A 26,731-nucleotide genomic window follows, 5' to 3' on the forward strand; every position below is an offset into this window, starting at 1 on the left:
AAGAGGGGCAGGATGATGTGGTGATTGAGGTTGGTCACGGTTCTTACCAGCTACCTGATCGGGATTGGGCGTGGCTCGCGCCGGCCGTTGCCGGACTGGCATCGACCTGCGTCAGCCGCAACCAGGCCAGAAACAGCACGGCGGCGGCGAGCAGGTAGGCGAGCGTGGCGCCATGGAAGCCGCCGCTGTAGCTCCACTGACTCATCAGCAGCGCGCCGCCGCCGACGCCGGCCAGGTTGCCGAAACGGATGCAGCTCTGTGCGGCGCCGATCAGGCGACCGTTGCAACCGTTGTCGGAAAGGCGGATCAGCGTCGCCTGCACCATCGGCAGCATCGCCCCGAGGCAGATACCCCAGGCGAAGCGCACCGCCAATAGCGAGAGCCAGCCGCTGTAAAGGTGGGCGAGATAGCAGGCGGCGGCCGCCAGCGCGATGGTGCTGAGCAGGGCCAGGCCGGTGGCCGGGGCCAGGCGGTCGAACAGTTGCCCCCAACCTGAGGCGCTGAGCATCATGCCGAAGCCGGCGGCGCTGAACAGCAGCCCGGTCAGCAGCGGCGTGCTGCCGAGCTGCTGTTCTGCAAACAGGGCGAAGAAGGAGCTCGGCATCGCCTTGGCACTCTGCAGCAGCAGGATGACGAGCAGCAACAGCGCCAGCATCGGCGGGCCGTCTTGCAGAGTGGTGGAGAGAGTGGCGGAGCCGGAGGTTATTTCCGGTTTGGCTCTGTTGCGGCCGCCGTCGTGTTGCAACCGGCGCGCCAGCAGCAGGGTCAGCAGCAGGCAGATGGCGGCACCGCCGAGGAAGATAGCGCGGTAATCCAGCCACTGCACCAGCGCACCGCCGACCACCGGCCCGATAATGGCGCCCGCGGCGGTGGCCGCGGTCAACCTGCCCACCACCGACGCGCGTTTCTCCTGCGGCGCGATGGCGGTGGCGAAGCAGAGTGCGGCGGTGATGATACCGGCCAGCGCGCCCTGCAACAGGCGGTAGAGCAGCACCTCCCACAGGCTGCTGCTGAAGTAGAGCAGGGCCTGGGTCAGCATCAGGCCGAGCATCGAGCGCAGCACCATCGGCTTGTGGCCGAAACGGTCGCCCAAGCGGCCCCAGACCGGTGCCGCGAACCCGGCCACCAGCAGCGGAGCGCCGTAGATCAGCGCGCTCCACAACGCCAGAGAGTCCGACTCGACCCCCTGCAGTTGGCGCAGGAACAGCGGCCAGAAGGGTTCGCTCATCTCCATCGCCGCCACGGCGATCAACTGGCTCCACCAGAGCAGTCGTACCTGTGTCTGCCAATCATTCATCGGTAGGTGTCAGTGCCTTCTGAATCGGGTTGGGGATGGGGTTGCAGACCGAGTGCCGCGACTGGTCCTGCAACCGCATGCGGATAAACGCTGTGGCGGGCCAGGGTTGTTCGAAGAACGCCTGATACTCCTCCTGCCGGGCCGCATTGCCGTAGCGAATGCCGTAGTCGTCCAGGTAACGCTCCAGCAGCCGGGCGACATCGCGCCAGAGCTGCCGGGCGTCGAGCCCGAAGCGACCGTCCAGCAGCTCGATCAACTCGCCGATATTGCTCTGCAGTACGGCGTGGAAGATGTTGACTCTCGCCTGTTCCCGACTCTCCACCAGCGTGGCGGCGGGCGTGAACTCGACCGGCCAGCCGCGATCCGCCAGCGTCGGGCAGTGGATGCAGATACCGCCCACATCGCGATTGATGAAGGCGACCGGTTGTGCCTCTTGGTTCAACACCAGCATCAGGTTCTGCTGGTGCGCCTCCAGCGCGATGCCGTACTCCAGATAGAGGTTCAGCACCCCGGCAAACAGATGGTCGCAGTAGCACCCGAACCAGGCGGATGCGCTGTCGCGGTCATGTACGCCCGCCTGCCGCATCAGGTCGACCAGCAGCGGCTCGCCGGACAGCGGCGAGGTCACGAACAGCGCCGCCAGTACCAGCGCCTGTTCGTGATCGGCCAACAGACGGCAGGGGTTGCGCCGGAACAGTACCGCCAGGTAGCGGGCATCGTCGCGATCTTCGCGGTCGATCTCCAGGTGCAGCCCCACCTCGTCCCACTGACAGCGCAGCGCCGCCGCGATATCCGGGCGCTGGTTGACGATATCCTGCAGCACCGCGGAGATGCGTGGGGCATTGGTCACCGAGGGGGTGGACAGGTTGCGTACCGAACTGGTCATCTGCGCCGCCACCGGCAGCTTGATATAGGGCGGCTCGCCGGCCGTGCCCGGCGCCAGGGTGCGGAAGGAGAGGGTGGGCGCGGCGTAGAAACACGCCTCGGTGATGCGGATCAGGCCGCTGTTCAGCTCATCGGCGAAGCGCTGCGGCAGGTCGTGCTCCAGTTGCCAGGGGTGGATCGGTAGCGGCAGATAGTGCTGCTGATCCGGCAGTTGTTGCTGCCAGCGGGCGAACCAGTCCGGGTAGTGCAGGGCGAACCAGCGCCGGTAGTCGAGCCCATCGATCATCGTGTCGATGCGGGCCAGCGAGCGGTGCACGCCGATCAGCACCAGCGGTACCGCCGGGGCGAACTCCGGCGCGTAGCGCCAGACCTCGTCGCTGCTCAATCCGAGCTTGGTCTTGCTGCCGGGGTGGTAGGGGTGGCCCACCGCCGCCCACTGCTCCAGGCGGATACCGGCGTTGCCGCCGTCCAATCTAGCCCAGTCGATCAGGCTGTCGATCCCCTCCTGGGCGCAGCGCTGCGCAATAGCCCGGTCCTGATGATGGCGCCAACACAGGGTCAGCGCTTCGTTGTGCAGGCCGTTGGCCAGTTCGTCGGCGATCCGCTGCCAGGCCGGATCGGCGGCGTCACGGCGCAGGGCGAGGACGCACTGCAGTGCTTCGAGCGGATCCTGCAGCGCTTCGGCCGCGGCATCGATCGGCTGCCGGATCAGGGCGTCGAAGTCGCACAGCGCATCCAGGTTGTTGAAGCGCGGCGCGACCAGTCGCAGAGACCCGTGGTCGCCGTGCAGGCTGAGGTCGGCGGTGCCGTCGGCCGCGAACATCATCGGCAGCAGCTGTTCGCGCAGCAGGCTACGCAGCAGGCGGAACAGGCCGTTACGCGCCGCCTCGGCACGGTCGGCGGCGGTGGGCTCGGGCCGATCGGTCAGGTGGTGGACATTGGGCAGGATGGCGTTCATCGGCTCTCCTCGGGAGTGTCCAGACTTTTCTCCAAATAATGGAAACGGGGTGCTGGGTGGCACAGGAAGTTCTGGTGCGAGATGTTCCAGGCGTAGGCTCCGGCGAGCGGGAAGGCCAGCAGATCGCCGATGGCGACCCGCGCCACCTCGGCCTGCCGCGCCAGGATATCCTTGGGCGTGCACAGCTGCCCGGCCACCGTGAGCCTGACGTGGTGCAACGTCTGACTGTCGGGGCGACCGCCGCGACCGGGCAGACAGACAAACGGATGGCTGTGGCCCTGCGCCGGAGGCAGGCGGAACTGGTGCGTGCCGCCGCGGCAGATGGCGAACTGCTCGCCGTGGTTGCGCTTCAGGTCGATCACCTCCATCAGGTAGTAGCCGCAGAAGGCGGTCAGGTAGCGGCCCATCTCGAAGCGCAGGCGGATGTCGCGCAGCGCGGGCTGCTGCACCCGTTCATGCAGACCGGCCGCGAAGCGGGACCAGTCGTACTGGTGCGCCGGGTCGGTATAGTTGACGCCGATGCCGCCGCCGAGGTTGAGGGTGCGCAGTTCGACGCCGTGCTCGCGGGCCAGATCAAGGCTGAGCCGAAGCAGATGGTCGAGCAGGCTCAGATGGCGCTCGGCATCCAGCTGGTGCGACAGGGCGTGGATATGGAACCCCTGCAGTTTGATCCAGCGGCTGGCGCGAGCACGGGCGATGACGCCCGGCAGCGCTTCTTCGTCGATGCCGAACGCGGTGGCGCAGCCGGCCATGGTCAGCCGGGTGCGCATGCGCTCCGGCAGGCGCGGGTTGATGCGCAGCAGCACCGGCGCGACCAGGCCCGCGGCTTCGGCCAGTGCGATCAGCCGCTCCAGTTCACCGGCGCTCTCCACGTGCAGGGCGTCGGTACCGGCGGCCAGCGCGGCGGCGATGTCACTGTCCAGCTTGCCCGGCCCACCGAAGATGAAGGGGCGACTATCCAGCAGCGGCTCGATCAACTGTAGTTCGCCGCCTGAGGCGATCTCCAGCCCGTGCACCGCGGCTGCGACCCGGTGCAGGATGCGCGGGTCCGGGTTGGCCTTGACGGCGTAGAACAGCTCCACCTGCGGCGGCAGATCGCCGGTTAGCCGCTGCAGATGGGCATCCAGCGCGGGCAGGTCGTAGATGTAGGCCGCCAGCGGGTCCGGCTGCTGTCGTTGCAGCTCGAGCGCTGCCTGGCGTACCGCCTGTGGGATCTCGATCATCTCAGACTCCTGTTTCCGGCTTGACGGGTTTGGCGTCGAACGGACTGGCCACCGGCACGTAGCCGGCCAGACGGTCGGCGTGCTTGTGGAAGCGCACCAGCAGATTGGTCTTGCTCGGCAGCGGCTCGCCGTCGAGCAGAGGATCGAGCAGGGCGTGGGCGCGGGGCAGGTCGCACTGGTCGCGGTAACCGCGAATCACCTGCGCGATGGTCCGCCAGAGCTCCGCTTCCAGCTGTGCGCTGTCGTTGCACAGGTAGTGCACCGCCTCGGCCAGGTTGTTGATGAACAGGCAGTAGCGCACCCGGTTCCACCCCTGCGCCTCGCTGTACAAAACCGACTGGCGCGCGCGCGGGCCGAGATCTGCGGTGCGCTCCGGCGGCCACTGCTCCTCGACCAGCTTGACCCCCTCGAAGTCGCGCACGGCGACGCCGCTGGGGTATCCCTTGTGCAGGCAGATCAGCGTGTTCTGCAGATGGGGTTCGAAGATCAGACCGTGGCGGAAAAAGGCGTCGAGCATCGGCGGGATCAGCGCCTCGGCATAGCCGCGCAGCCAGAGCCGAGGGTCGGCAACCGGCAGCCGATTCGCCAGCGGCGCTCCCTCCTGGAACAGGGCACCGGCGAGGATCGCCTGCTCGCCCCGGACCAGGGCCGCGTGCACGTTCTCGCGCACGATCAGACCGAACCCCTCCTGCACCGCCTTGTCGCTATCGGCGTCGCAGTCGGGCAGCTCCAGGGTCAGGAAACCCGGCTCGCCGAGCAGACGGAAACCGGGGAAGCGCTCGCTCAGTTCCGCCTGCAGCGGCTGTAGGCGACGCTGGATCGCCAGTGCGCTTTCCAGCTCGTAGATCGCGTTCTTGCGCACGCAGTTGGTGATGCGGATATTGAGCGAACCCTTCAGGAACCAACGTCGCTGCGGATGGTAGAGGGTGCGCACCGAGGCGGTGGGAGCGTAGGGTTCGCCGCCCTGGCCGAGATCCTCGATCAGGCCCTCGGCCAGCGCCCGGCGGATGGCGGGCAGCCCGAGCAGATAACGCGCCTGCATCGGGTGCACCGGAATCGCCACCCGCTTGCTCGGAGGTGCGTCCTGCGCGATATCGGCCAGCAACTGCTCGGGCGTCAGCGGGGCGACCGTCTCGACCCGCAGCAACGCGGCGGCCACGCCGAACCAGTGCAGTTGCAGGGTGCCGCGATACTCCGGCGCGTAGTCCGCCTCGTTGACCGGCTCGCCCCACTGGCGACACTTGGGCGCCGGATGGAAGGGGTGGCCGAAGGCGAGGGACTGCTCGGAGTAGCGGTAAAGTTCGTCGGCGTCGTGCAGTTCGGCTCGGTGCGCCGTGTCGGCAAGGATATCGCGGGTCACCGCCAGGCTCTGCTCGATCTGTTGCAGTAGCTCCAGATTGAACGCCACCCCCTCGGCCCGGCTCAGATCGTCGATCAGCGCCCGTGCCAGTTGCAGTGCGCCGATCGGCTGCCAGGCCGCCGGGCCGCCGTCGATATGGCGAGCCAGTACCGGCAGGGCGTAGCGGTAGTTGCCGGTGGTCGAGGGGCGGCTGACCGCGATCATCAGTTGCCGGCCGGTGTGCGGCAGTTGCAGCATCAGCCAATGCCGTAGGCTGTGGCTGTGACGCCAGCCCAGCGGCAGTGTCTGACGCAGTTCGGGGGCCGGCTGCTCATGCAGATGGCCACGCGGGCGGGCCACCTCGCGCAGGTAACAGTTGAGCAGGTTGCGGATGCAGCTGCGTTCGGCCTCGGCCTCTGCACGTGCCTGTGCTGTCGTTGTGTCGCTGGAGGGTACCAGTCGTTGCAGGGATAGATTAGGGGCGTTCATCAGGCAGCCTCCTGTGCATCGGTGCAGGGTTCAATGATCACTTTCAGTTCGTCGGTCAGTGTGTCCAGTATCTCGTCGAGCAGGGTGTCGCTTGGCCCTGTCACGCACAGAATGCCGAGATAGTCGCGGTTGGAGTGCTGCTGCTCGATTCGGTCGCCTCGCTTGCACAGAGGCGTAAACTCGATCCGGCAGCCGTCGCGCTCCAGGCGGCAGGCCTCGGGCACCTGGGTGACGATGCCGCTGTGCTCGGCACTCTGGCAGTGGATACGGGCACCAAGGGCACGCTCCGGCAAGGTCGGTAGCGGCTCGCCGAGGTAGAGGCCGATCACCGCATCGAACAGCTCGAACCCCAGTGCCTGGGCGAGCAGAAAGTCGGAGTGATCGCCGATATTGCGGTAGTTCACCTCGATCAGGCGCGGCCCGCGCTCGGTCAGCACGAACTCGGTGTGGCAACTGCCGAAACCGACACCCAGTGCGCGCAGCTGCGCCAACACGACCGCTTCGACCTCGGGCGGTGCGTGGCGCTGCAGGCGCTGGCCCAGTTCGATGAACGCCGGCGGTGGCGACAGGAAGGTCTCGAAGCTGCCCATCACCTCCAGCCGCACGCCGTCGCCCAGGGTTTCCAGGGTGTGCAGCGGTCCGGCCAGATACTCCTCCAGCAGCAGCGCCTGGCCCGGATGCAGCTGCCAGAATGCGCGGCAGACGTGCTTCAGCTCCTCCCGGCTCTGCACCAGACTGACATCCTCGCTGGCCACCCCTTCCACCGGCTTGACGATGCAGGGCAGGGGCACGTCATCCAGCTCCTGTACTCGGCTGACGCAACGGAACCAAGGGTTGTCCAGCCCGGCGGTCTGTATCGTTTGTCGCATCATCAGCTTGTTCTTGGCGCGTAGGCAGGCCCGCCAATCCTTGCCCGGCAGGCCGAAAAAGCTGCCGACGATGGCAGTGGCGCTTTGCAGATGATCGCTGTTGCCGAACACCGCCAGCGGCGCGATCTGCCGCTCGGCCAGGGCGTTCAGCACCGCCAGCGGATTGAACACGTCGGCCGCCAGCAGTTCATCGGCCCGTAACAGTCCGTCGGCGATCAGTTTGCGGTGGCGCTCCGGCTGGTCGGTGACCAGCAGCAGCGGCAACCCCCGCCGACGGATGGCGGGGATGAAACCCAGGTTGATGGAGTCGGTGGGGACGTGGGCGAGGATAACGAAGCGTGGCTGCATGTCGGATCTCCCTGTTGACCGGTACGGTTATCGATATCTGACATTGAATGAAATTGCGAATCAATCTCATTACGTTTAGGCTAAGACGCTCCCGACAGCCGATACCCAACCCAAGCTGGATGAATGACTGCAAAAATATGTGATCAGGCCCTGGATCCGGGCCATCTTAAGGATGAGGAGGAGTGGTCAGGGAGCGCTCCGGTGCAGCTGCATCCCATGACCCTGGATACGCTCTACCTGCGCTACCGTACCGGGCTGCTGGCGCATCTGCAGTCGATGGTCAGGGATGTCGATATCGCCGAGGAGCTGCTGCACGACACCTTTCTGCGGCTGTCGCGGATGCCGGGGTTGGGGGATATCAACCAACCGAAAGCCTTTCTGTTCCGTATCGCCGGCAATCTGGCGATCGACCATCTGCGCCAGTGCCGGCGGGCACCGGAAGGGGCGGGCGAGAGTGAATTGGAGGAGCTTGAGTCGCCCGAGCCCGATCAACTGGAGCTGCTGGTACAGGCGCGGCGTCGGCGGCAGTTGCGCCAGGCGATCGACCAGTTGCCGCCCAGGGCTCGGGAGACGCTGCTGCTGGTGCGCTACCGGGAACTGACGCTGCGCGAAGCGGCCCAGGAGCTGGGCATCTCGCAGACGATGGTGGAAAAGCATCTCAAGAACGCCTTGGTGAAATGCAGGGAGTTACTGCAATTCTGAGTGGCGACCAGTGGCTACCTGTCTGTTCGGATCGCTCTATTGCTCGAGTATTACCTCTAGGGCACCTCGAACAACCTGCTGCGGGATTCGTGAGCGGCGTTGCGCGGTGCTCGGAATCTCTACTTCATTTCGTCTGTTTAAGGATTTTTTTCGAAACAGGGTTGGGTATCGCAACACTTCTACGTCTTGCTCTTTATGTAAATGATAATGATTAGTATTTATGTATGCATATAGGAGCAGCTAGTAGTGAATAGTATCCCCCCATCCCGGCCCGGGTTCGGTACAGACTCAGGGCAGCGGCACCGTTCAAGCCAGTGTCTCCGTCATGGTGCCCTGTATATGGCGATCCTCGGTGTTATGGCGCCCCAGGCTTGGGCAGAAACGGAGGCGCAGCAGTCGCAGAGCGCGACCCTGGCACCGCTCGCAGTGGTCGGCGACTGGCTCGGCGAGGCGGACGAGAACACGGTGCGCGAGTTTCCCGGCGCGCGTTACCGTCTGAGCAAGGAGGACGTCGATGAGGCAGGCGCATCCAGCACTGCCGAGGCGCTGCGCAAGATCCCTGGTGTGCAGGTGCTGGGCCAGTCCGAGAGCTACGGCGGCAACCACGCCCTCAGCGTCGGCGTGCGCGGCCTCAAGGCCCGTTTCTCCGAAAAGTCCACCATTCTGATGGATGGCATGCCGCTCTCCTTTGCCCCCTACGGTCAGCCGCAGCTCTCCATCGCGCCGGTTGCCCTGGGTAACCTGGAGGCGATCGACGTGGTCAAGGGCGGCAGCTCGGTGCGCTACGGACCGCAGAACGTCGGCGGTATCATCAACTTCGTCACCCCGGCCATTCCGCAGGAGACCAAGGGACGCATCTCCCTGCGTGGCGAAGGTGCCACCGGCGACGGCGAGGGTGATATCCGTGGCCAGGTCAATGCCTTCTACGGTGGTCATGTCAGCGAAGACACCGGTCTGGCGCTGCTCTATTCCGGCAGCCACGGCAGTAGCTTCCGGGAAAATTCGGATGAAGATATCGACGACCTGATGCTGAAGGCGGAGACCTGGCTCAACGACGACGAAAAGCTGGATGGTCACCTGCGCTACTTCAACGCCGAGACCGAACTGCCTGGCGGCCTCAACAAGGCCGAGTTCGACGCCGATCCCTACCAGTCGCGCTACGACTACAACCACTTCGACGGTGATCGTACCGAGGCGCGCCTGCGCTACACCAATTTCCTCAGTGACACCCAGGAGTTTCAGATCCAGGGCTTCTACGCCAACACCTACCGTCTGTACGGCCTGCAGTTCAACCCCGATGCCCGCCAGCGCTACGACGAGTGGGGTAGGGAGTACGACGTCTACGGCATCGAGCCGCGCTACACCCAGCTGTTCGAAGGCGACAACGTCTCTCATGAGTTCTCCGTCGGCTATCGTTACATCAAGGAGGAGGCCGACCTGAACCGCTACCGCTGGAACAACTTCGCCGTCGGCAGTTCGCCGAAGACGGTCACCGGCGTACTGCGCACTTTGGACAAGGCGGGCACCGAGGCCCACGCACTCTACCTGGATGATCGCATCGGCTTCGGCGACTGGACCCTGACCCCGGGTGTGCGCGTGGAGGATGTGGAGGTGTTCCGCCACAGCCTGGTGCGCTCCAACGTCGCCAACGATTTCCGCAACGAGGAGAACTACACCGAGGTTTTGCCCTCGCTCAGCGCCGGTTACGAGCTGTCACCGTCGACTCTGCTGTTCGCCAACTACAACACCTCGTTCGGCACGCTGCAGCACCTGCAGCTGTCCGACTCCACCGACAACAACCTGGAGCCGGAGATCGCCCACACCGTCGAGCTGGGCGGACGCTACAACAGCGGTCGCCTGGGCGCCGAGTTGACCCTGTTCCATATCGACTTCGAGAACAAGCTGCAGTGGAGCGACGCCCTCGGCCACCACGTCAACCGCGGCGAGACTGAGCACTACGGGGTCGAGATGGCGCTGGCCTACGACCTGACCACCAACCTGAACCTGCACGGCAACCTGGCCTACACCCATGCCGAGTTCAAGGAGGGTGACCTGAAGGGCAACGAACTGCCCTACTACTCCAACTGGACCGCCAACCTGGGTGCGCAGTACCGCCGCGGCGACTGGACCTACAACCTGGAGGGCTACGCCCAATCCAGCCAGTACACCGACAACGAGAACACCGACTCGCTTACCGTGGTCGACGATACTTACTTCCGCGGCCATATGCCCGGCTACATGATCTGGAACGCACGCGCCGACTACCGTATTCCCGGCATGGGTGACGATACGCACGTTGCGTTCGGGGTGAAGAACCTGCTCGACCAGGAGTACTACAGCCTGACCGGCCCGGACCAGCCCTACGGCGCCGGTATCGATATCGGCGCACCGCGCACCGCCTACCTCGAATTGTCGATGGGCTTCTGACCCCTTCACCGCACAGGAGTACGGACTGACCGGCAGGGACGCCGGGCCTTCATCTGCCTGGGCAGCGCAATCGGACCGGCTCCGCTACGCTGCTCGGCCCCTGGTAATCCCTTGTGACCGTCCGCGGTATCCGTCATGAAAGTTTGATCGACTTAAACCTGGGCTTTTATTCGTCAGCATTTTCCATGCACGGGTTCCGGACCTAGACTTGATGGCAGCTGAGTCACAATACCCAACACCGCAACACAGGTTTGTACGATGAAGAACTACACGAGCATGGATCATTTCTGGATGCCGTTTACGGCGAACAGGGCGTTTAAAGCGGCGCCGCGCATCATCGAGCGGGCCGAAGGTATCTGGTTATACGCCGACGACGGACGCAAGATCCTCGACGCCACCGGCGGTCTCTGGTGTGTCAACGCCGGCCACGGTCGCCAGAAGATTGCCGATGCCATCGCGCAGCAGGCGATGAAGCTGGATTACAGCTCGCCGTTCAACCTGGGTCACGATATTGGCTTCGAGTTCGCCGAGCGTCTGGTGAAATATACCCCGGACAATCTGAACCGCGTGTTCTTCACCAACTCAGGCTCTGAAGCGGTGGAAAGTGCGCTGAAGATCGCGCTGGCCTACCAGAACGCCCGCGGCAAGAAGGGCAAGTACCGTTTCATTGGCCGCGAGAAGGCGTATCACGGCGTCAACTTCGGCGGTATCTCCGTTGGTGGCCTGACCCCGAACCGCAAGGGCTTTGGACCTTTGCTGCCGGCGGACCATCTGCCGCACACCCTGGACCTGCAGCGTAACGCTTTCAGCAAGGGGTTGCCGGAACAGGGTATCGAGAAGGCTGATGAACTGGCGAACCTGCTGCAGTTCCACGATCCGGACAGCATCGCCGCGGTGATCGTCGAGCCGATCTCCGGTGCCGGTGGTGTCGTGCTGCCGCCCATCGGATATCTGAAGAAGCTGCGTGAACTCTGCACCAAGCACGACGTGCTGCTGATCTTTGACGAGGTGATCACCGGTTGGGGGCGCCTCGGTGCTTCCTTTGCGTCCAACCGCTTTGAAGTGGAGCCGGATATGATCACCTCCGCCAAGGGGATCACCAACGGCACCGTGCCGCTGGGCGCTGTATTCGTACGTGACGAGATCTGTGACACCGTGATCAACGCAGCGCCGGAAGGCGCGATCGAGTTCTTCCACGGCTACACCTACTCGGCGCATCCGATCGCCTGTGCCGCTGGCCTTGCGACCATGGATATCTATGACGAAGAGGGGCTGCTCGAGCGCGCCGGTGGCGAGATCGGTGCCTACTGGCAGGAGTCGCTGCATTCGTTGCAGGGCGAGCCGGGCATCGTTGACGTGCGCAACTACGGCCTGATCGGTGCCGTACAGTTCGCTGCGCCGGACGGCTCGCTGGTTGGTCCGAAGATCATGCAGCGCTGCTACGAGAAGGGGATGTCGGTACGGGCCGTCGGCGACATCATCGCCTTCTCGCCACCACTGATTATCGAGAAGGAGCATATCGACCAGATTGTCGAGACGCTGAGTGCCATCGCCCGCGAGATGTTTGCTTGAAAGTGAGTACCTGAGGCCTATTTGCCCTCATCACCCCAGTACGATTTAGGTATCGTGCATTGCCGGACCTTCTGCCGCAGGAAGGTCCGGTTTTTTTATGCCTGCCACTGCGGGTCTTGATCAGCCATATCCGTCAGCGCACAGAGACGATTGGGGCTCGAATTCAGAGGGACTGCCGCTTCGAACTAGCCTTCGGGCGGCAAAAGAGTATAGGGTTCAGTGGTTGTACTACATTCCTTGTGGTTAATTTAAGAAACTCTTAAGTCTTTGAGTGCTAGCCTTTGACTAAAACAGAGGGAAATAGCAGCGTGAAACTCTCAACCTTTGTATTTGCAGGTATCGTCCTGTCGATGACAACTCAGCTGTACGCAGACGAGCTCCCGCTCGGTTCCGTGGCGATCTATTCGAATGGACAGGTTAAAAAGCTGGTTCAAAACGGGCCGGACTGGACGCTGTGGGAAAGTGCGCGGAAACGGCTGTACAAAGAATCCTATCTGCCCTATTTACCGACCTTGGAGTATCGCCGTTTTCCCGCTGAGAGGGGCGGGTATACGCGCCGCGTCGTTTCGGGAGATGCCGCGCAACTTGTACCGTTCGGCGACCAGCAGTCCGTCACCTTTACCATCGATCGCATGAAAAGCGATGGGAGTAGTGATCAACGCCGATGGCGCTGCAACTATGAGGGAACTGGGCAGGAATCGTTGATGGAAACAAACTGGGCGGTCCAGCTGTTCAGCTGCTCGCGCTTTGGTTCCTCTTCTGGTGGCGCGGTAAAACTCAAGGAGCAGCGGGAAATCAGTTACGCACCTGAGCTCGGGATTGTGGTCAAGGAGATCCTGTCGCGCCCGAGAAAAGGGACCAAAGTGACGCGTCTGCAGTATCTTTTGTCTCCGCAAGAGGCGAGTTATCAACGCATAGCCGATCTCGTCAAAACGCTTCGTAACTGAAGCGAGTAGTTCACAACCAGAAGTTCACAAACAGGAGAGAGCGGTGATCTCGAATCTGGTCTCTGATGCTAAACGTGCTTTCATTACGCGCAATGTCGATCTGTCATTGGCGGCGAGGTTTTGCGGCGAAGCGCCTGCCGCAGGGGATCTGGTCGTCGCCCGTGTCGAGCGAATACGCCAGCACGCGCGTCTGGAGGATGTCTACGGCAGGCGTGTCTGGTTGTATACGGGAGACCGGTTGATATTGGCGGCGGCGCCCAGGTATTCCACTGCACAATACCGCGCGGAGCTTCCGACTGGCCTTGGTGACTGTCAGCTGGTCGCTGCTGGGGGGATAGCGGCTGGCGTATCCGATCGCAATGCACAAGTGAAGCCGGCAACGGACCTGTTTATAGAGGGTATATTGGCCGACATTGAGGGGGTTCCACTAAACCTAAAACGGTTTCAGCGTCTTCCAGCGGCAGCTTCCATCCGCGGTGCTGCCTTACCCGCAGTGATGGTTTTGGGCAGCGATATGGATGCCGGAAAAACTACCACGGCCTGCGCCGCTATCAGGGGACTGACGAACGCCGGATACCGCGTACAGGGAGCTAAATTGACCGGTACCGGTGCCGGCCCAGATTACTGGAGAATGCACGATGCCGGTGCCGTTGACGTTGCAGACTTTGTCGATGCGGGGTTCGCCTCGACGGTGGGTACGACGCCGGCGCAGATCCTAGAGATTCTGTCGAGAATCGAACAGCGCGCGTTGCAGCACAGGGCCGACGTGATGGTGGTCGAGATTGCCGATGGGGTGTTGCAGCCGGAAACGTCGGCGTTAATTGCCAGTCCTGACTTCGTTAGCCGTTTCGAGGGCGTATTGATTGCCGGAGATAATGCGTCTTCGGCAGCCTATGTGGCTCAACGGGTAGCGATGGCGGGGCTGCCTGTTCTCGCGATCAGCGGTGCGCTGACACGCTCTCCGGTCGCCTGTCGGGAGGTGGTTGCGGCGACGGCATTACCGGTTTTTACGCCAGATCAGTTGCAGTCCTCAGACGTGATACAAACGGTGTTGGCTCCGCTGTTCAGAGGTGGTGATGTTGCCCTCGGTGCTTGCGAGTAATCTCAGAGTCCGATTGCTCAGTCTGCTGATCTGCAGTGGCCTCATGCTCTCCGCTGCGCTGGCTGCACTGGTTACGCTCACGCGTAAGCTGGGCGGTGCCGAGCCGATGTCCGATCTCGCCTATCCGCTATTGGGTATTCTGCTGGCGCTGGTCGTGCTGGCCTGTGGGCGTTTCGTCGAGCGTTATGCAGCGGAGGTCATGGCTCAGGACTATGTTCAGGAGCTGCGGCAAATTGTGCTGGCTCATGCCCTGCGTCTACCCTCTCGCCACAACGCGAGAATTACCAAAGGCGGCACGTTGTTAAGGCTGACCGGCGACATGGGCGCGATCCGTAACTGGATCGTACAGGGTATAGCGCCGATGGTGGTACTGGGCACTTGGTTGATCGCATCGCTGATCGGCCTGGCATTTCTGCATTGGAGCCTCGCGGTATCGGTTATCCTGCCTTTGCTGTTAGCCGTGTGCGTTAACTATATGCTGGGTCGAAGGTTGTACCAGATATCGGAAACGGCACGGCTCAAGCGCACGCACCTGATCCGCAATGTGACCGAAAAACTGGCGGCGATAGACGTTATACGTTCGTTCAATCAACTGGGCCGCGAGAGTCGTCGCTTCCAGCGCCAGGGTGGACGCCTGCGTGATGCGCTGAATCGGCGTGCTCGGGTTTCGGGCATGCTCCGCGGAGCCAATGAAGCATTGGTGTTGATTACGCTGGTGATTCTGGTGCTATCGGGTCAGCTGCTCGTATCCCGGTCGATCATGGCGCAAGCGGATTTTTCACTGATGTTGATCGCCGCGATCTACCTGCTTGCCAATTTAAGACGCTTAAGTCGTATCTACGAATTGTGGACACTGAACAAAGTGGCCACCGACAAGCTTGAGCATTTCCTGTCGATGAAGCTCCAGCCGAGTAGCAAAAGGAATGGGAGCGTAAGGCGTAGCGATAGTGCACCACTGACGCTTGCCGGTGTTGCTATCCCCGGGCGGCTGATGCCGATAGAGGCTTCCTTCGATACTCAGGATCGTGTGCTTTTGAGCGGTCCAGGTGGCAGTGGCAAAACCACATTGTTGCGTTTGCTGGCCGGGCTGGAGTCCGGCACTGAAGGTGGTGTAGAGCTGGGCGGTGTTGCTCAACGTAAGATCGATCCCAGGGCCTGGAGTAAGGCCGTTGCGTTGGTGAGCAATGATCTTCCGCTGCTGAGAGGAACCGTCCATAGCAACCTGTTTTACGGACGCCGCCGATACGATGAGGCGTACTATGCTGAAGTGCTTCGACTTTGCGGACTGGAGCGCGCTATCGAAACCGAATTGAGCCCTGATACGGCGCTTATCGAGCGGGGCGCGAATCTTTCCAGCAGTAACCGATACCGGCTTATGCTGGCGCGTGCCATGTTGCGGCGCCCGCGCTACCTGCTGATCGACAGCCACGAAGCTCATCTGGATCGAGAGATTCTGGATACTCTCATCGGGGTGCTGAAGCGATATCGAGGTGGCGTCCTGTTATGTAGTAACCTCGCGGAGTTGCAGCCGCACTGTACCCAGTACTGGCAGTTAACGGCAGATCGCGGTTTCAGCGTTCGACAATTGAGGTTGCCGGCCGCCTACCTTGAGACGGAGGCGGGAGATGTCGTCTGAGTATCTGACTCTGCCAGCACCCGGTGAAATGGGCGAGTTGACCTTGACCGCGGCGCAGTCGTTAAACTGTTTGATCTACAGACCAACAGAGGAGCTGCGTCCGGAGCGAATACTGGTTGCGGTGCACGGCATATCACGCAACTACCGTAGCCAGGCAGCCGCTTTTCGCTCCATGGCGGAGCGTCTCGGAATCTGCTTGATTGCACCACTTTTCGACAGCGATCGTTTCCCCAACTACCAGAGGCTGGCTGCCAAGCCGGGTCAGCGCAGGGCCGATCTGGCATTCAGTATGTTGCTGCTGACGTGGCAGACGGCGCGAAGGCTGTCCGAACTGAAAATACATCTGTTCGGCTATTCCGGCGGTGCGCAGTTCGCTCATCGATACGCCTACCTGTACCCCGAACGTATCGCGACCTTGAGTGCGTGCAGTGCTGGTTGGTACACCTTGCCCAGTTCGGACATTGCGTATCCGTACGGACTGAAGAGTTGGCCGCAGTGGCTGGGCACGCCTCGCAGCGAAGAGTTGATAAGGTTGCCGGTACTCGGCCTGGTCGGGGGCCAAGACTGCCAGCGAGATGCCTCGTTGCGTAAGAGCGATCGTCTGGACCGTTGCCAGGGGTACAACCGAATCGAGCGGATCGAAAGCTGGATCGAGCATATCAACATCCGACGTTCCGAACTCGGTATGGCAAACCATGCGTTACTGCATCTGATGCCGGGGCTTGCGCATGATTTTGACGCGTGTGCGCAAAGCGGGTTGATGTTACCGACAATAGAACAATTCATACAAAGCCATGGGAGATAGGGGATGATGTGGGCGAAAATGCTGGGGGGCGCTATGGCACTGGGCATATTGGCGGGTTGTCAGATCAAGCCTCAGATTGAGAAGACGCAGCTGACCGGGGATGAACTCAGGGCGCTTTTTGTTGGAAAAACGGTCGAGTCCTACAGCCTTTCTTCCGGAGCAACGAGTTTCAGTTATTACTACCCGGATGGACGGGTAGAACAGGTGCGTTATTGGGAATCACGAGAGGGTCGTTGGAAAATCAGCGATGATAACCAGATCTGCCTGAGCATGGAGGATAAGGATTTCTCCTGTCGTCCCGTATTTCGGGAGGGCGACCGCTACTATAAATATCGACTGGAAGGGGATCAGTGGGTCAAGATCCTGCGTTATCGGCAGTTTCTGGATGGACGGTATCTTTAACACGCTCGCTGCAATGGTGGGTGAAAGGCAGCGCCATTGGCTACCTTTAAACTGTAGGGTGTGACACGCGTTCCTGCTGACCCGCAGTCTCTATGGCCTGAGCAGGGGATTGGAGCGGGTGGTTCTATCCGTGAGATTGAGGGCTTTATCGATAGGAGGCGACGGGTAGATGCGGTCAGGATCAGTGCTCAGTGTTGATCTGCGCCAGATGATTATCGCGATCGAAACCGCCGTGTCCCTGGTCGGCATGAACGATACCAATCACGGCAAGCGGGTGGCGTTTATCGCCAGTCAGCTAGGGCAGGAACTTGGCTATGGCGAGCAGGATCTGGAGTATCTGTTCGAACTGGGGCTGATTCATGATTGCGGCGTCTCCACTGAGCAGATGCACGCCGGCCTGGTTAATCACTTCGACTGGGATGAGGCGCATATCCACTGCGAGATTGGCTATCGCCTGCTGAGTTCCTTTAAACCGCTGGCCGCATTTGCGCTGCCGGTGCTACACCACCACACGCACTGGGCGGATTTTCCCAGTCTTGATGTAGCGGATCGGGATGCATGGATGGCGAATCTGGTCTTTCTGGCCGATCGTATCGACGTGATCGCCTATCCCCACTACGGGGTGGATATCCTGCTTCAACGGGATGAGATCCTGGCTTCGATCCGCCGTTATTCTGGCAGTTACTTCAGTCCCGAGTTCGTTGACGCGTTCGCACTTGTCCAGCGTCACGAGGCGTTCTGGATTGCGCTGGAGGATCGCCATATCACCCGTTATATCTGGGATATGGGCAACCTGGAGCGGCAACAGCCGTTGACCTTGCAGCAGATCAAACAGCTGTCGATGATCCTGGCCTATATCGTCGATCAGAAGAGCCCATTTACCACCGAACATTCGCTGCGGGTGGCCGATCTGTCGAAATACCTGGCGCATAATCACGGTCTGTCGCAGGTGCAGTGCGACAAGATAGAAATTGCCGCCCTGCTGCATGATCTGGGCAAACTGCATACCCCGGACCGGATACTGGAAAAGGCGGGGCCATTAAGTGCTACAGAGCGTGCGATCATGCATCAGCACAGCTTCGAAACCTACGAGATACTGCGTCATATCAAGGGGTTGGGAGATCTGGCCCGGTGGGCGGCCTATCACCACGAAGGGGTAAACGGCGGGGGATATCCTTTTCATCCGCATGAGAAGGACCTGAGTATCGAGGCGCGTATCATCGCCGTGGCGGATATCTTTCAGGCACTGGTACAGCAGCGTCCGTATAGAGAGGGATTGGAACTATCCGCCGTGCTGGATGTACTGGACGAGATGGCGGTTAGTCGGCGCGTTGATATCGAGGTGGTAGAGCTGGTCAAGTGCCACGCGGCGGAGTGTTTCGAGATCGCCCGGGGCAATGATGCCGCGTTCAACCAGCCCTATATCGATTTCTCCTGCGATAACGGCGGCAGAATCACTCCCCGCGCGTAAGTCCGCGTGTCGCCATGATCTCAGAGATGATCGGCACCGGATTCATCATATGCTCGAACATCATCCTGCGTGCCTTGGTGCTGTCGCCCGACAGCAGGACGTCGACCAGTTGGCGATGCTCGTCGCGTTTGGTCTCCAGCGCCGCGGCAGAGAATACCGTCTGCCGCAGCCAAAGCTGGCGGTAGCGCTCCGCCTGCTCAAGCATGGTCAGGCGCAGCTCAAGCAACTTGGCCGAACCGCAGCCCTTGGCGATCGCCAGATGAAACGCCTTGTGCCGGCTGTCCCAGAGTCCCAGCATCTCTTCGGCGCTGTGCACCTCGGTCACTTTTGACAGGGTATGGGCGCTGGCGATCACCCCCGCCTCCCAGCTCTCGTCACCACGCGCCACCGCCAGCTCGGTGATCATCGCTTCCAGTTGCGCGCGGGCGAAGTAGATATCCTTGAGCTCCTCGATCGACATCGGCGCGACACGGAACCCTTTCTGGCTCTCGGCGGTGACCAGCCGCTCTGCGACCAATCGTGACAACGCTTCGCGCATCGGGCCCGCGCCGATCTCATAGCGCTCGCGCAACGCACTCATCAGCAATTTGTCGCCGGGGATAAACGCCCCCTCGGTGATATCGCGCTTGAGCAGTCCATAGGCGATATCCGCCAGGTTGCTCTTTCCCTCTTTATCGCTCATCCAGTGACAGCCTCGGTTTGCACGGAAGGGCGATTATAGCGACTGTCGAGATAATGCCGCAAAAATGATTATCTGTTGACGTTTTTATAAAATGTAGATATTTTTGCAAAACATAAATATTAATTCTGTTTGAGTCCGAGTACTGGAAAAGAGGTCCTGTCATGTCCCTTGTAGCCGAGAAGATCGAATCCGCCGAAGTTGCTGATTGTGGCTTTACCCTGAGTCCCTCTGCCCTCAGTCCACGTCTGCTGGAAGTGCGTTTCGAGCGCAGCGTTGTCAGCGCCTTCCTCGAGGCAATTGCCGATTGGCCGGTGCAGGCGCTGGAGTACAAGTCGATGCTGCGCTTCCGGGTCGGTAAGATCCTGAACGAACTGTGCGCGAATCAGCTGCAGCCGCTGTTGGTCGAAACCTTGGTCAACCGGGACACCGGCGCGTTGTTGATCACGCCGGAGGGGCTGGACAGTGTGGAGCAGGCCGAGGATATGGTGCGCTTCACCACCGCCGTGGCGCACCTGTTTGGCCGTTCCAACTATGACGCGATGAGCGGCCAGTATTACGCCCGCTTCGTGGTCCAGAACCAGGACAGCTCTGACAGCTACCTGCGCCAGGCGCACCGGGTCATGGAGCTGCACAACGACGGCACCTTCGTCGAGCAGGACACCGACTACGTGCTGATGCTGAAGATCGACGAGCAGAACATGGTTGGTGGCAACTCCCTGCTGCTCCACCTGGATGACTGGGAGGATCTGGACAGCTTCAGCTCCAATCCGCTGGCTTACCGCGAGATGCGCTGGTCAGCGCCGCCGAGCAAGAACACCCGCAAGGATGTGTTCCACTCGGTATTCGATATCGACCGCAGCGGCAAGCCGATCATGTCCTACATCGATCAGTTCGTGCAGCCGAAAGATGATGAAGAGGGTAACTGGCTGACCGATCTGTCCGAGTCGCTGGAGGGCAGCCAGGCAATCCTGTCGGTACCGGTGCCGGTGGGCAGCTTCCTGCTGATCAATAACCACTTCTGGCTGCACGGTCGCGACAAGTTCACCGCGCACCCAGGGCTGCGCCGTGAGCTGATGCGTCAGCGCGGCTACTTTAGCCACGCTAAAACCCTGCGCAATCCGCAGCAGTAAACGGACGGCTAACCCTGGGCGTTAACTCGCGATATCATCCCTAAGCCACCGGCAGCGATGCCGGTGGTTTTTATGTACAGGATGTAAGGTATGCCGCGGGCGCATGGATGCGCGGGAGCGGCGAAGAGGACAGTATGTACGATTTTCTGATTATCGGTGGCGGCATCATCGGCATGTCCACCGCCATGCAGTTGCTCGATCGCTATCCGGACAAGAGGGTGCTGGTGCTGGAGAAGGAGACCTCCGCCGCCCAGCATCAGACCGGGCACAACTCGGGCGTTATCCATGCCGGTGTCTACTACACGCCGGGCAGCCTGAAGGCCAGGTTCTGTCTCGAGGGTAACCGCAACACAAAGGAGTTCTGCCAACAAAACGGTATCCGTTACGACGAGTGTGGCAAGCTGCTGGTGGCGACCAACGAGCTGGAGCTGGAGCGCATGAAGGCGCTGTGGGAGCGTACCGAGGCCAACGGTCTCGAACGCTACTGGCTCAGCGCTGGCGAGTTACATGAGCGGGAACCCAATATCACCGGTATCGGTGGCATTTTCGTACCCTCCAGCGGTATCGTGAACTACCGCGAAGTGACCGAGGCGATGGCGCGCAGGTTTATCGAGAAGGGCGGCGAGATCCGCTACGCTACCGAAGTCACCGGGCTGAGGGAGACCGCGACCGAGGTGCGTGCACAGACCACACAAGGTGAGTTCCAGGCCCGCTACCTGATCTCCTGCTCCGGCCTGATGGCGGATCGTGTGGTGCGGATGCTGGGCTTGGAGCCTGAATTCCGCATCTGCCCCTTCCGCGGCGAATACTATCTGCTGCCGTCGAAACACAACCAGATTGTTAATCACCTGATCTATCCAATACCGGACCCCTCGATGCCGTTCCTCGGCGTGCATCTGACACGGATGATCGATGGTACGGTAACTGTCGGTCCCAACGCCGTGCTGGCATGGAAGCGCGAGGGCTACAACAAGACCGATATTTCGCTGAAGGATAGCCTGGAAACCCTGGGCTACCCGGGCATTCGCAGGGTGCTGTACAAAAACCTCAAGCCCGGTCTGGTGGAGTTGAAGAACTCCCTGTTCAAGAGCGGCTATCTGAAGGAGGTGCAGAAGTACTGCCCCAGCCTGACCAAGGCCGACCTGACCCCTTATCCGGCCGGCGTAAGGGCGCAGGCGGTGTCGCGGGATGGCAAGCTGGTGGATGACTTCCTATTCGTGAAGACCGCGCGCACTATCAACGTCTGCAATGCGCCCTCGCCGGCGGCGACATCGGCGCTGCCGATCGGGCGTTATATCATTGCCGAGGCGACCACGCAGTTTGACCTGGTTTGAGTCAGCCCAGCACTGCGGAATAAGTTTGAGCCGAATGAAACTGAACGTTTATACCCCTGTACCTGTGGCTGGTGGTGCCGGTGCTAGTATGGGGTAAAGTGGCAGCGCTAGACTGCCGGCGGTAACCCATACAGAGAGATATCTATGCAGAGCACAATTATCCGTACCCAGGCCTATGTTGACGGCCAGTGGGTCAGCGCTGCCTCCGGCAAGACGCTGGCCGTGACCAACCCGGCCACCGGTGAACACCTGGCTGATGTGCCGGATATGAGTGCCGAGGAAGCGGCGGCGGCGGTCGAAGCCGCAGATCGTGCTTTTGACAGCTGGAAGAAGACCACCGCCAAGTCCCGCGCCCAGCTGCTGCGTCGCTGGTATGAACTGATCATGGACAATCAAGAGGCTCTGGCCCAGCTGATGACGGCGGAGCAGGGCAAGCCGCTGGCCGAATCGCGCGGTGAGGTAGCCTACGGCGCCTCCTTTGCCGAGTGGTTCGGCGAAGAGGCCAAGCGCACCTATGGCGAGCAGATCCCCTCACCCTCGCCGACATCGCGCCTGGTCACCATACGTCAGCCGGTGGGTGTGGTGGCGGCGATTACGCCGTGGAACTTTCCGGTGGCGATGATCACCCGCAAGGTGGCGCCGGCCTTGGCCGCCGGTTGTACCGTGGTGCTCAAGCCAGCGGAGGACACACCGTTGTGTGCGCTGGCGCTGATGGCGCTGGCCGAGGAGGCAGGCTTCCCGGCCGGAGTGATCAATATGGTCACCACCGCCGACCCGATCGCCGTTGGCGATACGCTGACCTCGCATCCGCTGGTGCGAAAAGTCTCCTTTACCGGCTCGACACCGGTCGGCAAGCATATCCTGCATCAGGCCGCCGATACGGTGAAAAAGGTGTCGCTGGAGCTGGGCGGCAACGCCCCGTTCATCGTGTTCGACGACGCGGACCTGGATGCTGCAGTGAAAGGCGTGCTGATATCCAAGTACCGCAACGCCGGTCAGACCTGTGTCTGTACCAACCGTGTCTACGTCCAGCGCAGCGTGATGGAGCAGTTTGTTGCCAAATTCAGTGAGCTGGTCGCTGCACTGAAGGTGGGGCCTGGTGATCAGGAGGGGGTCGAGATCGGTCCGCTGATCAACCGCAAGGCGATCGAGCGTGTCGAGCAGGTCGTCAGCCATGCCGTGGGCGAAGGCGCGCAGCTGCTGCTCGGTGGTGCGCGCTCCGAAGTGGGGGAGCTGTTCTACCAGCCGACCCTGCTCGGCGGCATCGATGAGAGCATGGCGATCGCCAACCAGGAGCTGTTCGGCCCGATCTCGACCCTGTTCGTGTTCGACGACGAGGAGGAGGTGATCGAACGTGCCAACGCCACGCCGTTCGGTCTGGCAGCCTACTTCTACTCGCGTGATATCGGCCGTTGCTGGCGCGTCGCCGAAGGTCTGGAATACGGCATGGTCGGCATCAACGAGTGCATCCTGTCCAATGAGGTGGCGCCCTTTGGTGGCGTCAAAGAGTCGGGTACCGGACGTGAAGGCTCACGTCACGGCATCGAAGACTATCTGGAGATCAAATACCTCTGCATGGGCGGCATCTGACCCTGTCGCCGTATTGAAAGCCGCCCGCAGATCGGGCGGTTTTTTTATGCCTGCAGTTTTCGAGTAATGGCTGGATGAAGTGCGGAATCGAGAGCGGAGAATATTTTTTCGATACGCAGCCGGATCGGCAATGAAAAAAACGCAGGGAGACGCAAAATTCAGTTTGTTTTGTCTCGCAGATTTTGAGTTAGATGATTTTTTAAAAAACTTCTACCAAAGTAGTAAAAATATCTGCCTTTAGAAAAAAATAACGATCAATTGTATGTATTCCGTATTTTTAGTGGTAGATTTCGGTGCCTTTTTGCACCTGATCTGTGCGCGCTCGCGTTTCACTGAAAATACCCCCTTGGGCATATTGAATTTGTTTGATCGGCCTCAATGTGAACGTGTGGCTGGCGCTGTTTATCGTCCCTCGGCCCTTTGAGATAGTCGATCAAAGGCTGTCATCTGACTGTCTCAAAGCGGGCCCGGCTCCCCATCCGAGGACCTGCTCGATAACTAACTAAATGGAGAGACCGAACACATGAAAAGCATGGTGGAAAAGTTTTCACGCACGGTTGCCGCAGGTGCAATGGTGCTGTCACTGGCAGCCGGATCGGTAACCAGCGCGGCTGCCGCCGAGTTTAACTGGCGCTTTGCCAACCTCTACAGCCGCGGTACCGCGTTCGGTGAGGTGTATCAGGGGATGGCGGACAATATCGAGAAGATGTCCGGCGGCCGCATCGCGGTGAAGATGATGTACGCCGATGAAGGTGTCAGCACCAACGGTATTTTCGGTGCGGTTAAATCCGGCCTGATCACCATGGGCGCGCCTTTCCAGCCGATGCACGCCGGTGAGATGCCGGCCGGTATCGTCGAAGTCGGCCTGCCGGGCGGCACCGCCGACGTTGGTGAGTTGATGGATCTGTTCTACGAGAAGGGCTTCGGCGATATCCTGGATGAAGCCTACGCCTCCTACGGCATCCAGAACCTGGAGCCCTACATTCAGCCGCCGGTCTACATCATCACCAAAAAGCCGATCAACTCCATCGAAGATTTCAAGGGGCTGAAGATCCGTGCGCCGGGCGCGTACGGCAAGTTCCTACGTAACCTGGGTGCTTCTCCGGTCAACCTGACCTGGGGTGAGATCTACACCGCGCTGTCCACCGGCGTCATCGACGGCTCCATCGGTTCCAACCTGATCGACCACCGCGACGGTAACCACGTTGAAGTTGCCAAGTACATGTACCGTCTGCCGCTGGCCGGCGCTCAGGTGTTGCCGGTGATCGTCAACCAGAAAGCCTGGGATCAACTGCCGGAAGATCTGCAGGCGGTCGTGCGTGCTGCTACCGCGGTACATGCTCAGGATCAGTTGACCAAGTCCCGCGCCTGGGAAGCCCAAGCCGTGTCCGATATGCAGGCCAAGGGTATGGAGTGGAGCCCGGAACCGAGCGCCGCCGACCGCGAAGCCTGGAAAACAGCCGGTGCCGGCCTGTGGGACGAGTATTCGAAAGAGGGGCCGTTTAGTGCTCGCCTGATCGATGTGCTCAAGCAGGATGCCAACTGAGCCAGTGCAGTGACCGGGGCGGATAGTCATCCGCCCCCCTTTCAGCTTACACGGATGGATCGGAAGCCGGAGTGCTTCGGGTGCGCATCCGCGTAAGCTGATCCGTTTTCAGGAAGTTCATTATGCTAGCCATACTGTTCAGAGCCTACTGCCTGAGCGTGCAGTTCATCGTTCGCTTCGTTGGTCGCTCGGTCTCCTACCTGGTGCCGCTACTGGCTTTCGTGGTCGCCTTCGAAGTGTTCTCGCGCTATGTGCTGAACCGGCCGACCATCTGGGCCTACGATCTGTCGCTGTTTATCTTCGCCTATATCGCCGCCCTCGGCGGCGCCTTCGCCCAGCAGAAGCAGGCCCATATCAACGTCGACATCCTCTACCTGAAGGTGTCGGCGCGTACCCGTCGCCTGTTCAACCTGCTGACCTACGCGCTGGCCATCTACTTCATGCTGGTGCTGATCGATATCAGTGTCGACAAGCTGCTGGAAGCGCTGAAGTACAACTATCGGCGCCAGAGCGAGTGGGCGCCGCACATGCACCACTTCTGGATCATGATGATCAGCGCCGGTGGTCTGATGGCGGCCCAGCTGCTGGCGCAGTGGCTGGAGGATATCTATGCGCTGATCAGCGGTCGCGAGCTGTTTGCAGAGCGGGAGAGCAATAATGATGAGTATTGAGATGCTGACCGCGGTACTGCTGGTCTGCCTGCTGGTCGCCTTCGCCTTCGGCGCGCCGGTGGGACTCGGTCTTGGCGGTATCGCCATGGCGGTCGGTTACCTGACCTGGGGTGAGGGGATCTTCAACATCATCCCCTCCACCATCGATTCCACCTATTTCAGTTTTATCCTGCTGGCGATTCCGCTCTATATCTACATGGGGCAACTGCTGACCCGCTCCGGTATCGGCGACGCCATGTTCAACGCCAGCCAGCTGATCATCGGCAGGGTGCGCGGCTCGCTGGCGATCAGCGTCATCGGCGTCTGCTCGATGATCGGCGCCATGGTCGGCATCATCGGTGCCGGTATCATGACCTCCGGCAGTATCGCGCTTAAACCGATGCTGGAGCGTGGCTACGACCGCCGTCTGGCGCTGGGTGTGATCATGGCCGGCGGTGGCTTGGGCATACTGATCCCGCCCAGTGTGCCGATGATCATGTTTGCCTCCGCCACGCAGAACTCAGTCGGTCGGATGTTTATCGCTGCGCTGGTACCGGCGGCGATCTCCATCGTCTGCCTGGCGCTGTATGTGATCATCAGCTGCCGGCTAAACCCGGAACGGGCGCCGTTGGGCACCGGCGACGAGATGAAGATGACGCCGAAACAGAAAGTGTTGACGCTGCGCGACGGCCTGTTTTCGGTCCTGCTGATCTTCGCCGTACTCGGCAGCATCATATCCGGTATCGCCACCCCCACCGAGTCGGGCGCCATCGGCGTGATCGGGGCGATCATCCTGGCGATCCTGTTCAAACGCTTCAAACTGTCGATGTTCCGGCATGCCGGTTTTGAGACCGCCATACTGATCAGCGTGGCGATGTGGATCATTTTCGGCGCGACCCTGTTCAGTAACTTCCATCTGCTGATGGGGGTGCAGGATATGGTGGCCTCCTTTACCCAGGACCTGGGTCTGCCGCCTTTGGGCGTGATCATCATGATGCAGCTGATCATGATCCTGCTCGGCTTCATTATCGATGAATTCATCATCGTGTTAATGTGCGCGCCGCTGTTCACGCCGATCGCGGTATCGCTGGGCTACGATCCGATATGGTTCGGTATCCTGATGATCCTCAATATCGAGATCGCGGTGCAGACACCGCCCTATGGTTTCGCACTGTTCTACCTTAAGGGTATCGCTCCGCCCGGAGTAACCATGTCCGACATCTACCGTTCGGTGCTGCCGTTCATCGGCATCAAACTGGCGGTGTTGATTCTCTGCATGCTGGTACCGGAGCTGGTGCTCTGGCTGCCGAACAAGATCATGGGGTGA

General features: G+C 61.0%; 21 protein-coding genes. 15 read left to right on the forward strand and 6 right to left on the reverse strand.

The annotated features are described in order from the left end of the window. Positions 1 to 43: 43 nt before the first annotated feature. The 5 genes from IEX40_RS16910 to IEX40_RS16930 are packed head-to-tail and all read right to left on the reverse strand — an operon-like array spanning position 44 to position 7,408. Complete coding sequence (locus tag IEX40_RS16910) at positions 44 to 1,297, reverse strand: MFS transporter (RefSeq protein WP_188750419.1); 1,254 nt, start codon at positions 1,295 to 1,297, stop codon at positions 44 to 46. Continuing rightward, complete coding sequence (locus tag IEX40_RS16915) at positions 1,290 to 3,140, reverse strand: IucA/IucC family protein (protein WP_188750421.1); 1,851 nt, start codon at positions 3,138 to 3,140, stop codon at positions 1,290 to 1,292. Before IEX40_RS16915 ends, IEX40_RS16910 begins: the two co-directional genes overlap by 8 nt. Beyond that, a complete protein-coding gene (locus IEX40_RS16920; protein WP_188750424.1) occupies positions 3,137 to 4,363 on the reverse strand; it encodes a type III PLP-dependent enzyme in 1,227 nt (408 codons plus the stop codon). The genes IEX40_RS16915 and IEX40_RS16920 overlap by 4 nt, the downstream gene beginning before the upstream one ends. A gap of 1 nt (position 4,364) precedes the next feature. Then, the gene (locus IEX40_RS16925) at positions 4,365 to 6,191 is read right to left on the reverse strand and encodes an IucA/IucC family protein (protein ID WP_188750425.1); all 1,827 of its coding nucleotides are present in this window, start codon (positions 6,189 to 6,191) and stop codon (positions 4,365 to 4,367) included. Continuing rightward, positions 6,191 to 7,408, reverse strand: a complete 1,218-nt coding sequence (locus IEX40_RS16930) for an ATP-grasp domain-containing protein (RefSeq protein WP_188750427.1) — start codon at positions 7,406 to 7,408, stop codon at positions 6,191 to 6,193. The genes IEX40_RS16925 and IEX40_RS16930 overlap by 1 nt, the downstream gene beginning before the upstream one ends. 123 nt (positions 7,409 to 7,531) lie before the next feature. On the opposite strand from IEX40_RS16930, the gene IEX40_RS16935 reads away from it, so the two are divergent. From IEX40_RS16935 to IEX40_RS16975, 9 genes are all read left to right on the forward strand, one after another. Continuing rightward, positions 7,532 to 8,110, forward strand: a complete 579-nt coding sequence (locus IEX40_RS16935) for an RNA polymerase sigma factor (RefSeq protein ID WP_188750429.1) — start codon at positions 7,532 to 7,534, stop codon at positions 8,108 to 8,110. A gap of 339 nt (positions 8,111 to 8,449) precedes the next feature. Next, on the forward strand, positions 8,450 to 10,537 hold the full coding sequence (locus IEX40_RS16940) for a TonB-dependent receptor family protein (RefSeq protein WP_188750431.1): 2,088 nt from the start codon (positions 8,450 to 8,452) through the stop codon (positions 10,535 to 10,537). Between the two features lie 258 nt (positions 10,538 to 10,795). Then, positions 10,796 to 12,109: an omega-aminotransferase AptA gene (aptA, locus tag IEX40_RS16945; protein ID WP_188750433.1), complete on the forward strand. Its 1,314-nt coding sequence runs from the start codon at positions 10,796 to 10,798 to the stop codon at positions 12,107 to 12,109. A 308-nt stretch (positions 12,110 to 12,417) separates the two neighbouring features. Next, the gene (locus IEX40_RS16950) at positions 12,418 to 13,056 is read left to right on the forward strand and encodes a hypothetical protein (RefSeq protein ID WP_188750435.1); all 639 of its coding nucleotides are present in this window, start codon (positions 12,418 to 12,420) and stop codon (positions 13,054 to 13,056) included. Positions 13,057 to 13,099: 43 nt separating this feature from the next. Continuing rightward, on the forward strand, positions 13,100 to 14,158 hold the full coding sequence (locus IEX40_RS16955) for a P-loop NTPase family protein (protein WP_188750437.1): 1,059 nt from the start codon (positions 13,100 to 13,102) through the stop codon (positions 14,156 to 14,158). Between the two features lie 13 nt (positions 14,159 to 14,171). Continuing rightward, a complete protein-coding gene (locus tag IEX40_RS16960) occupies positions 14,172 to 15,794 on the forward strand; it encodes an ABC transporter transmembrane domain-containing protein (RefSeq protein WP_188750439.1) in 1,623 nt (540 codons plus the stop codon). Further along, the gene (locus tag IEX40_RS16965) at positions 15,784 to 16,599 is read left to right on the forward strand and encodes an alpha/beta fold hydrolase (RefSeq protein ID WP_188750441.1); all 816 of its coding nucleotides are present in this window, start codon (positions 15,784 to 15,786) and stop codon (positions 16,597 to 16,599) included. The genes IEX40_RS16960 and IEX40_RS16965 overlap by 11 nt, the downstream gene beginning before the upstream one ends. A 3-nt stretch (positions 16,600 to 16,602) precedes the next feature. Next, a complete protein-coding gene (locus tag IEX40_RS16970) occupies positions 16,603 to 17,001 on the forward strand; it encodes a hypothetical protein (RefSeq protein WP_188750444.1) in 399 nt (132 codons plus the stop codon). 169 nt (positions 17,002 to 17,170) lie between these two features. Next, positions 17,171 to 18,472 (forward strand): HD-GYP domain-containing protein, encoded by a 1,302-nt coding sequence (locus IEX40_RS16975; RefSeq protein ID WP_188750446.1) that lies wholly within the window; start codon positions 17,171 to 17,173, stop codon positions 18,470 to 18,472. Here the strand turns inward: IEX40_RS16975 and csiR are convergent. Beyond that, positions 18,456 to 19,154: a DNA-binding transcriptional regulator CsiR gene (gene csiR, locus IEX40_RS16980; RefSeq protein WP_188750448.1), complete on the reverse strand. Its 699-nt coding sequence runs from the start codon at positions 19,152 to 19,154 to the stop codon at positions 18,456 to 18,458. The two genes, IEX40_RS16975 and csiR, sit on opposite strands and share 17 nt — an antisense overlap. Positions 19,155 to 19,315: 161 nt before the next feature. Between csiR and glaH the strand changes: the two genes are divergently transcribed. From glaH to IEX40_RS17010, 6 genes are all read left to right on the forward strand, one after another. Then, on the forward strand, positions 19,316 to 20,284 hold the full coding sequence (gene glaH / locus IEX40_RS16985) for a glutarate dioxygenase GlaH (protein WP_188750450.1): 969 nt from the start codon (positions 19,316 to 19,318) through the stop codon (positions 20,282 to 20,284). 134 nt (positions 20,285 to 20,418) lie between these two features. After that, positions 20,419 to 21,618 (forward strand): L-2-hydroxyglutarate dehydrogenase, encoded by a 1,200-nt coding sequence (gene lhgD, locus IEX40_RS16990; protein ID WP_188750452.1) that lies wholly within the window; start codon positions 20,419 to 20,421, stop codon positions 21,616 to 21,618. 144 nt (positions 21,619 to 21,762) lie between these two features. Continuing rightward, a complete protein-coding gene (locus IEX40_RS16995) occupies positions 21,763 to 23,208 on the forward strand; it encodes an NAD-dependent succinate-semialdehyde dehydrogenase (protein ID WP_188750454.1) in 1,446 nt (481 codons plus the stop codon). Between the two features lie 532 nt (positions 23,209 to 23,740). Further along, positions 23,741 to 24,754, forward strand: coding sequence for a TRAP transporter substrate-binding protein (locus IEX40_RS17000; protein WP_373286489.1), 1,014 nt, complete (start codon positions 23,741 to 23,743; stop codon positions 24,752 to 24,754). A 122-nt stretch (positions 24,755 to 24,876) separates the two neighbouring features. Then, the gene (locus IEX40_RS17005) at positions 24,877 to 25,425 is read left to right on the forward strand and encodes a TRAP transporter small permease subunit (RefSeq protein ID WP_188750457.1); all 549 of its coding nucleotides are present in this window, start codon (positions 24,877 to 24,879) and stop codon (positions 25,423 to 25,425) included. Next, positions 25,415 to 26,731 carry a TRAP transporter large permease gene (locus IEX40_RS17010; RefSeq protein ID WP_188750796.1) on the forward strand — a complete coding sequence of 439 codons (1,317 nt, stop codon included), beginning with the start codon at positions 25,415 to 25,417 and terminating at the stop codon, positions 26,729 to 26,731. The genes IEX40_RS17005 and IEX40_RS17010 overlap by 11 nt, the downstream gene beginning before the upstream one ends.

It is taken from the genome of Marinobacterium zhoushanense, from assembly GCF_014641945.1.
GTDB lineage: Bacteria > Pseudomonadota > Gammaproteobacteria > Pseudomonadales > Balneatricaceae > Marinobacterium_D > Marinobacterium_D zhoushanense.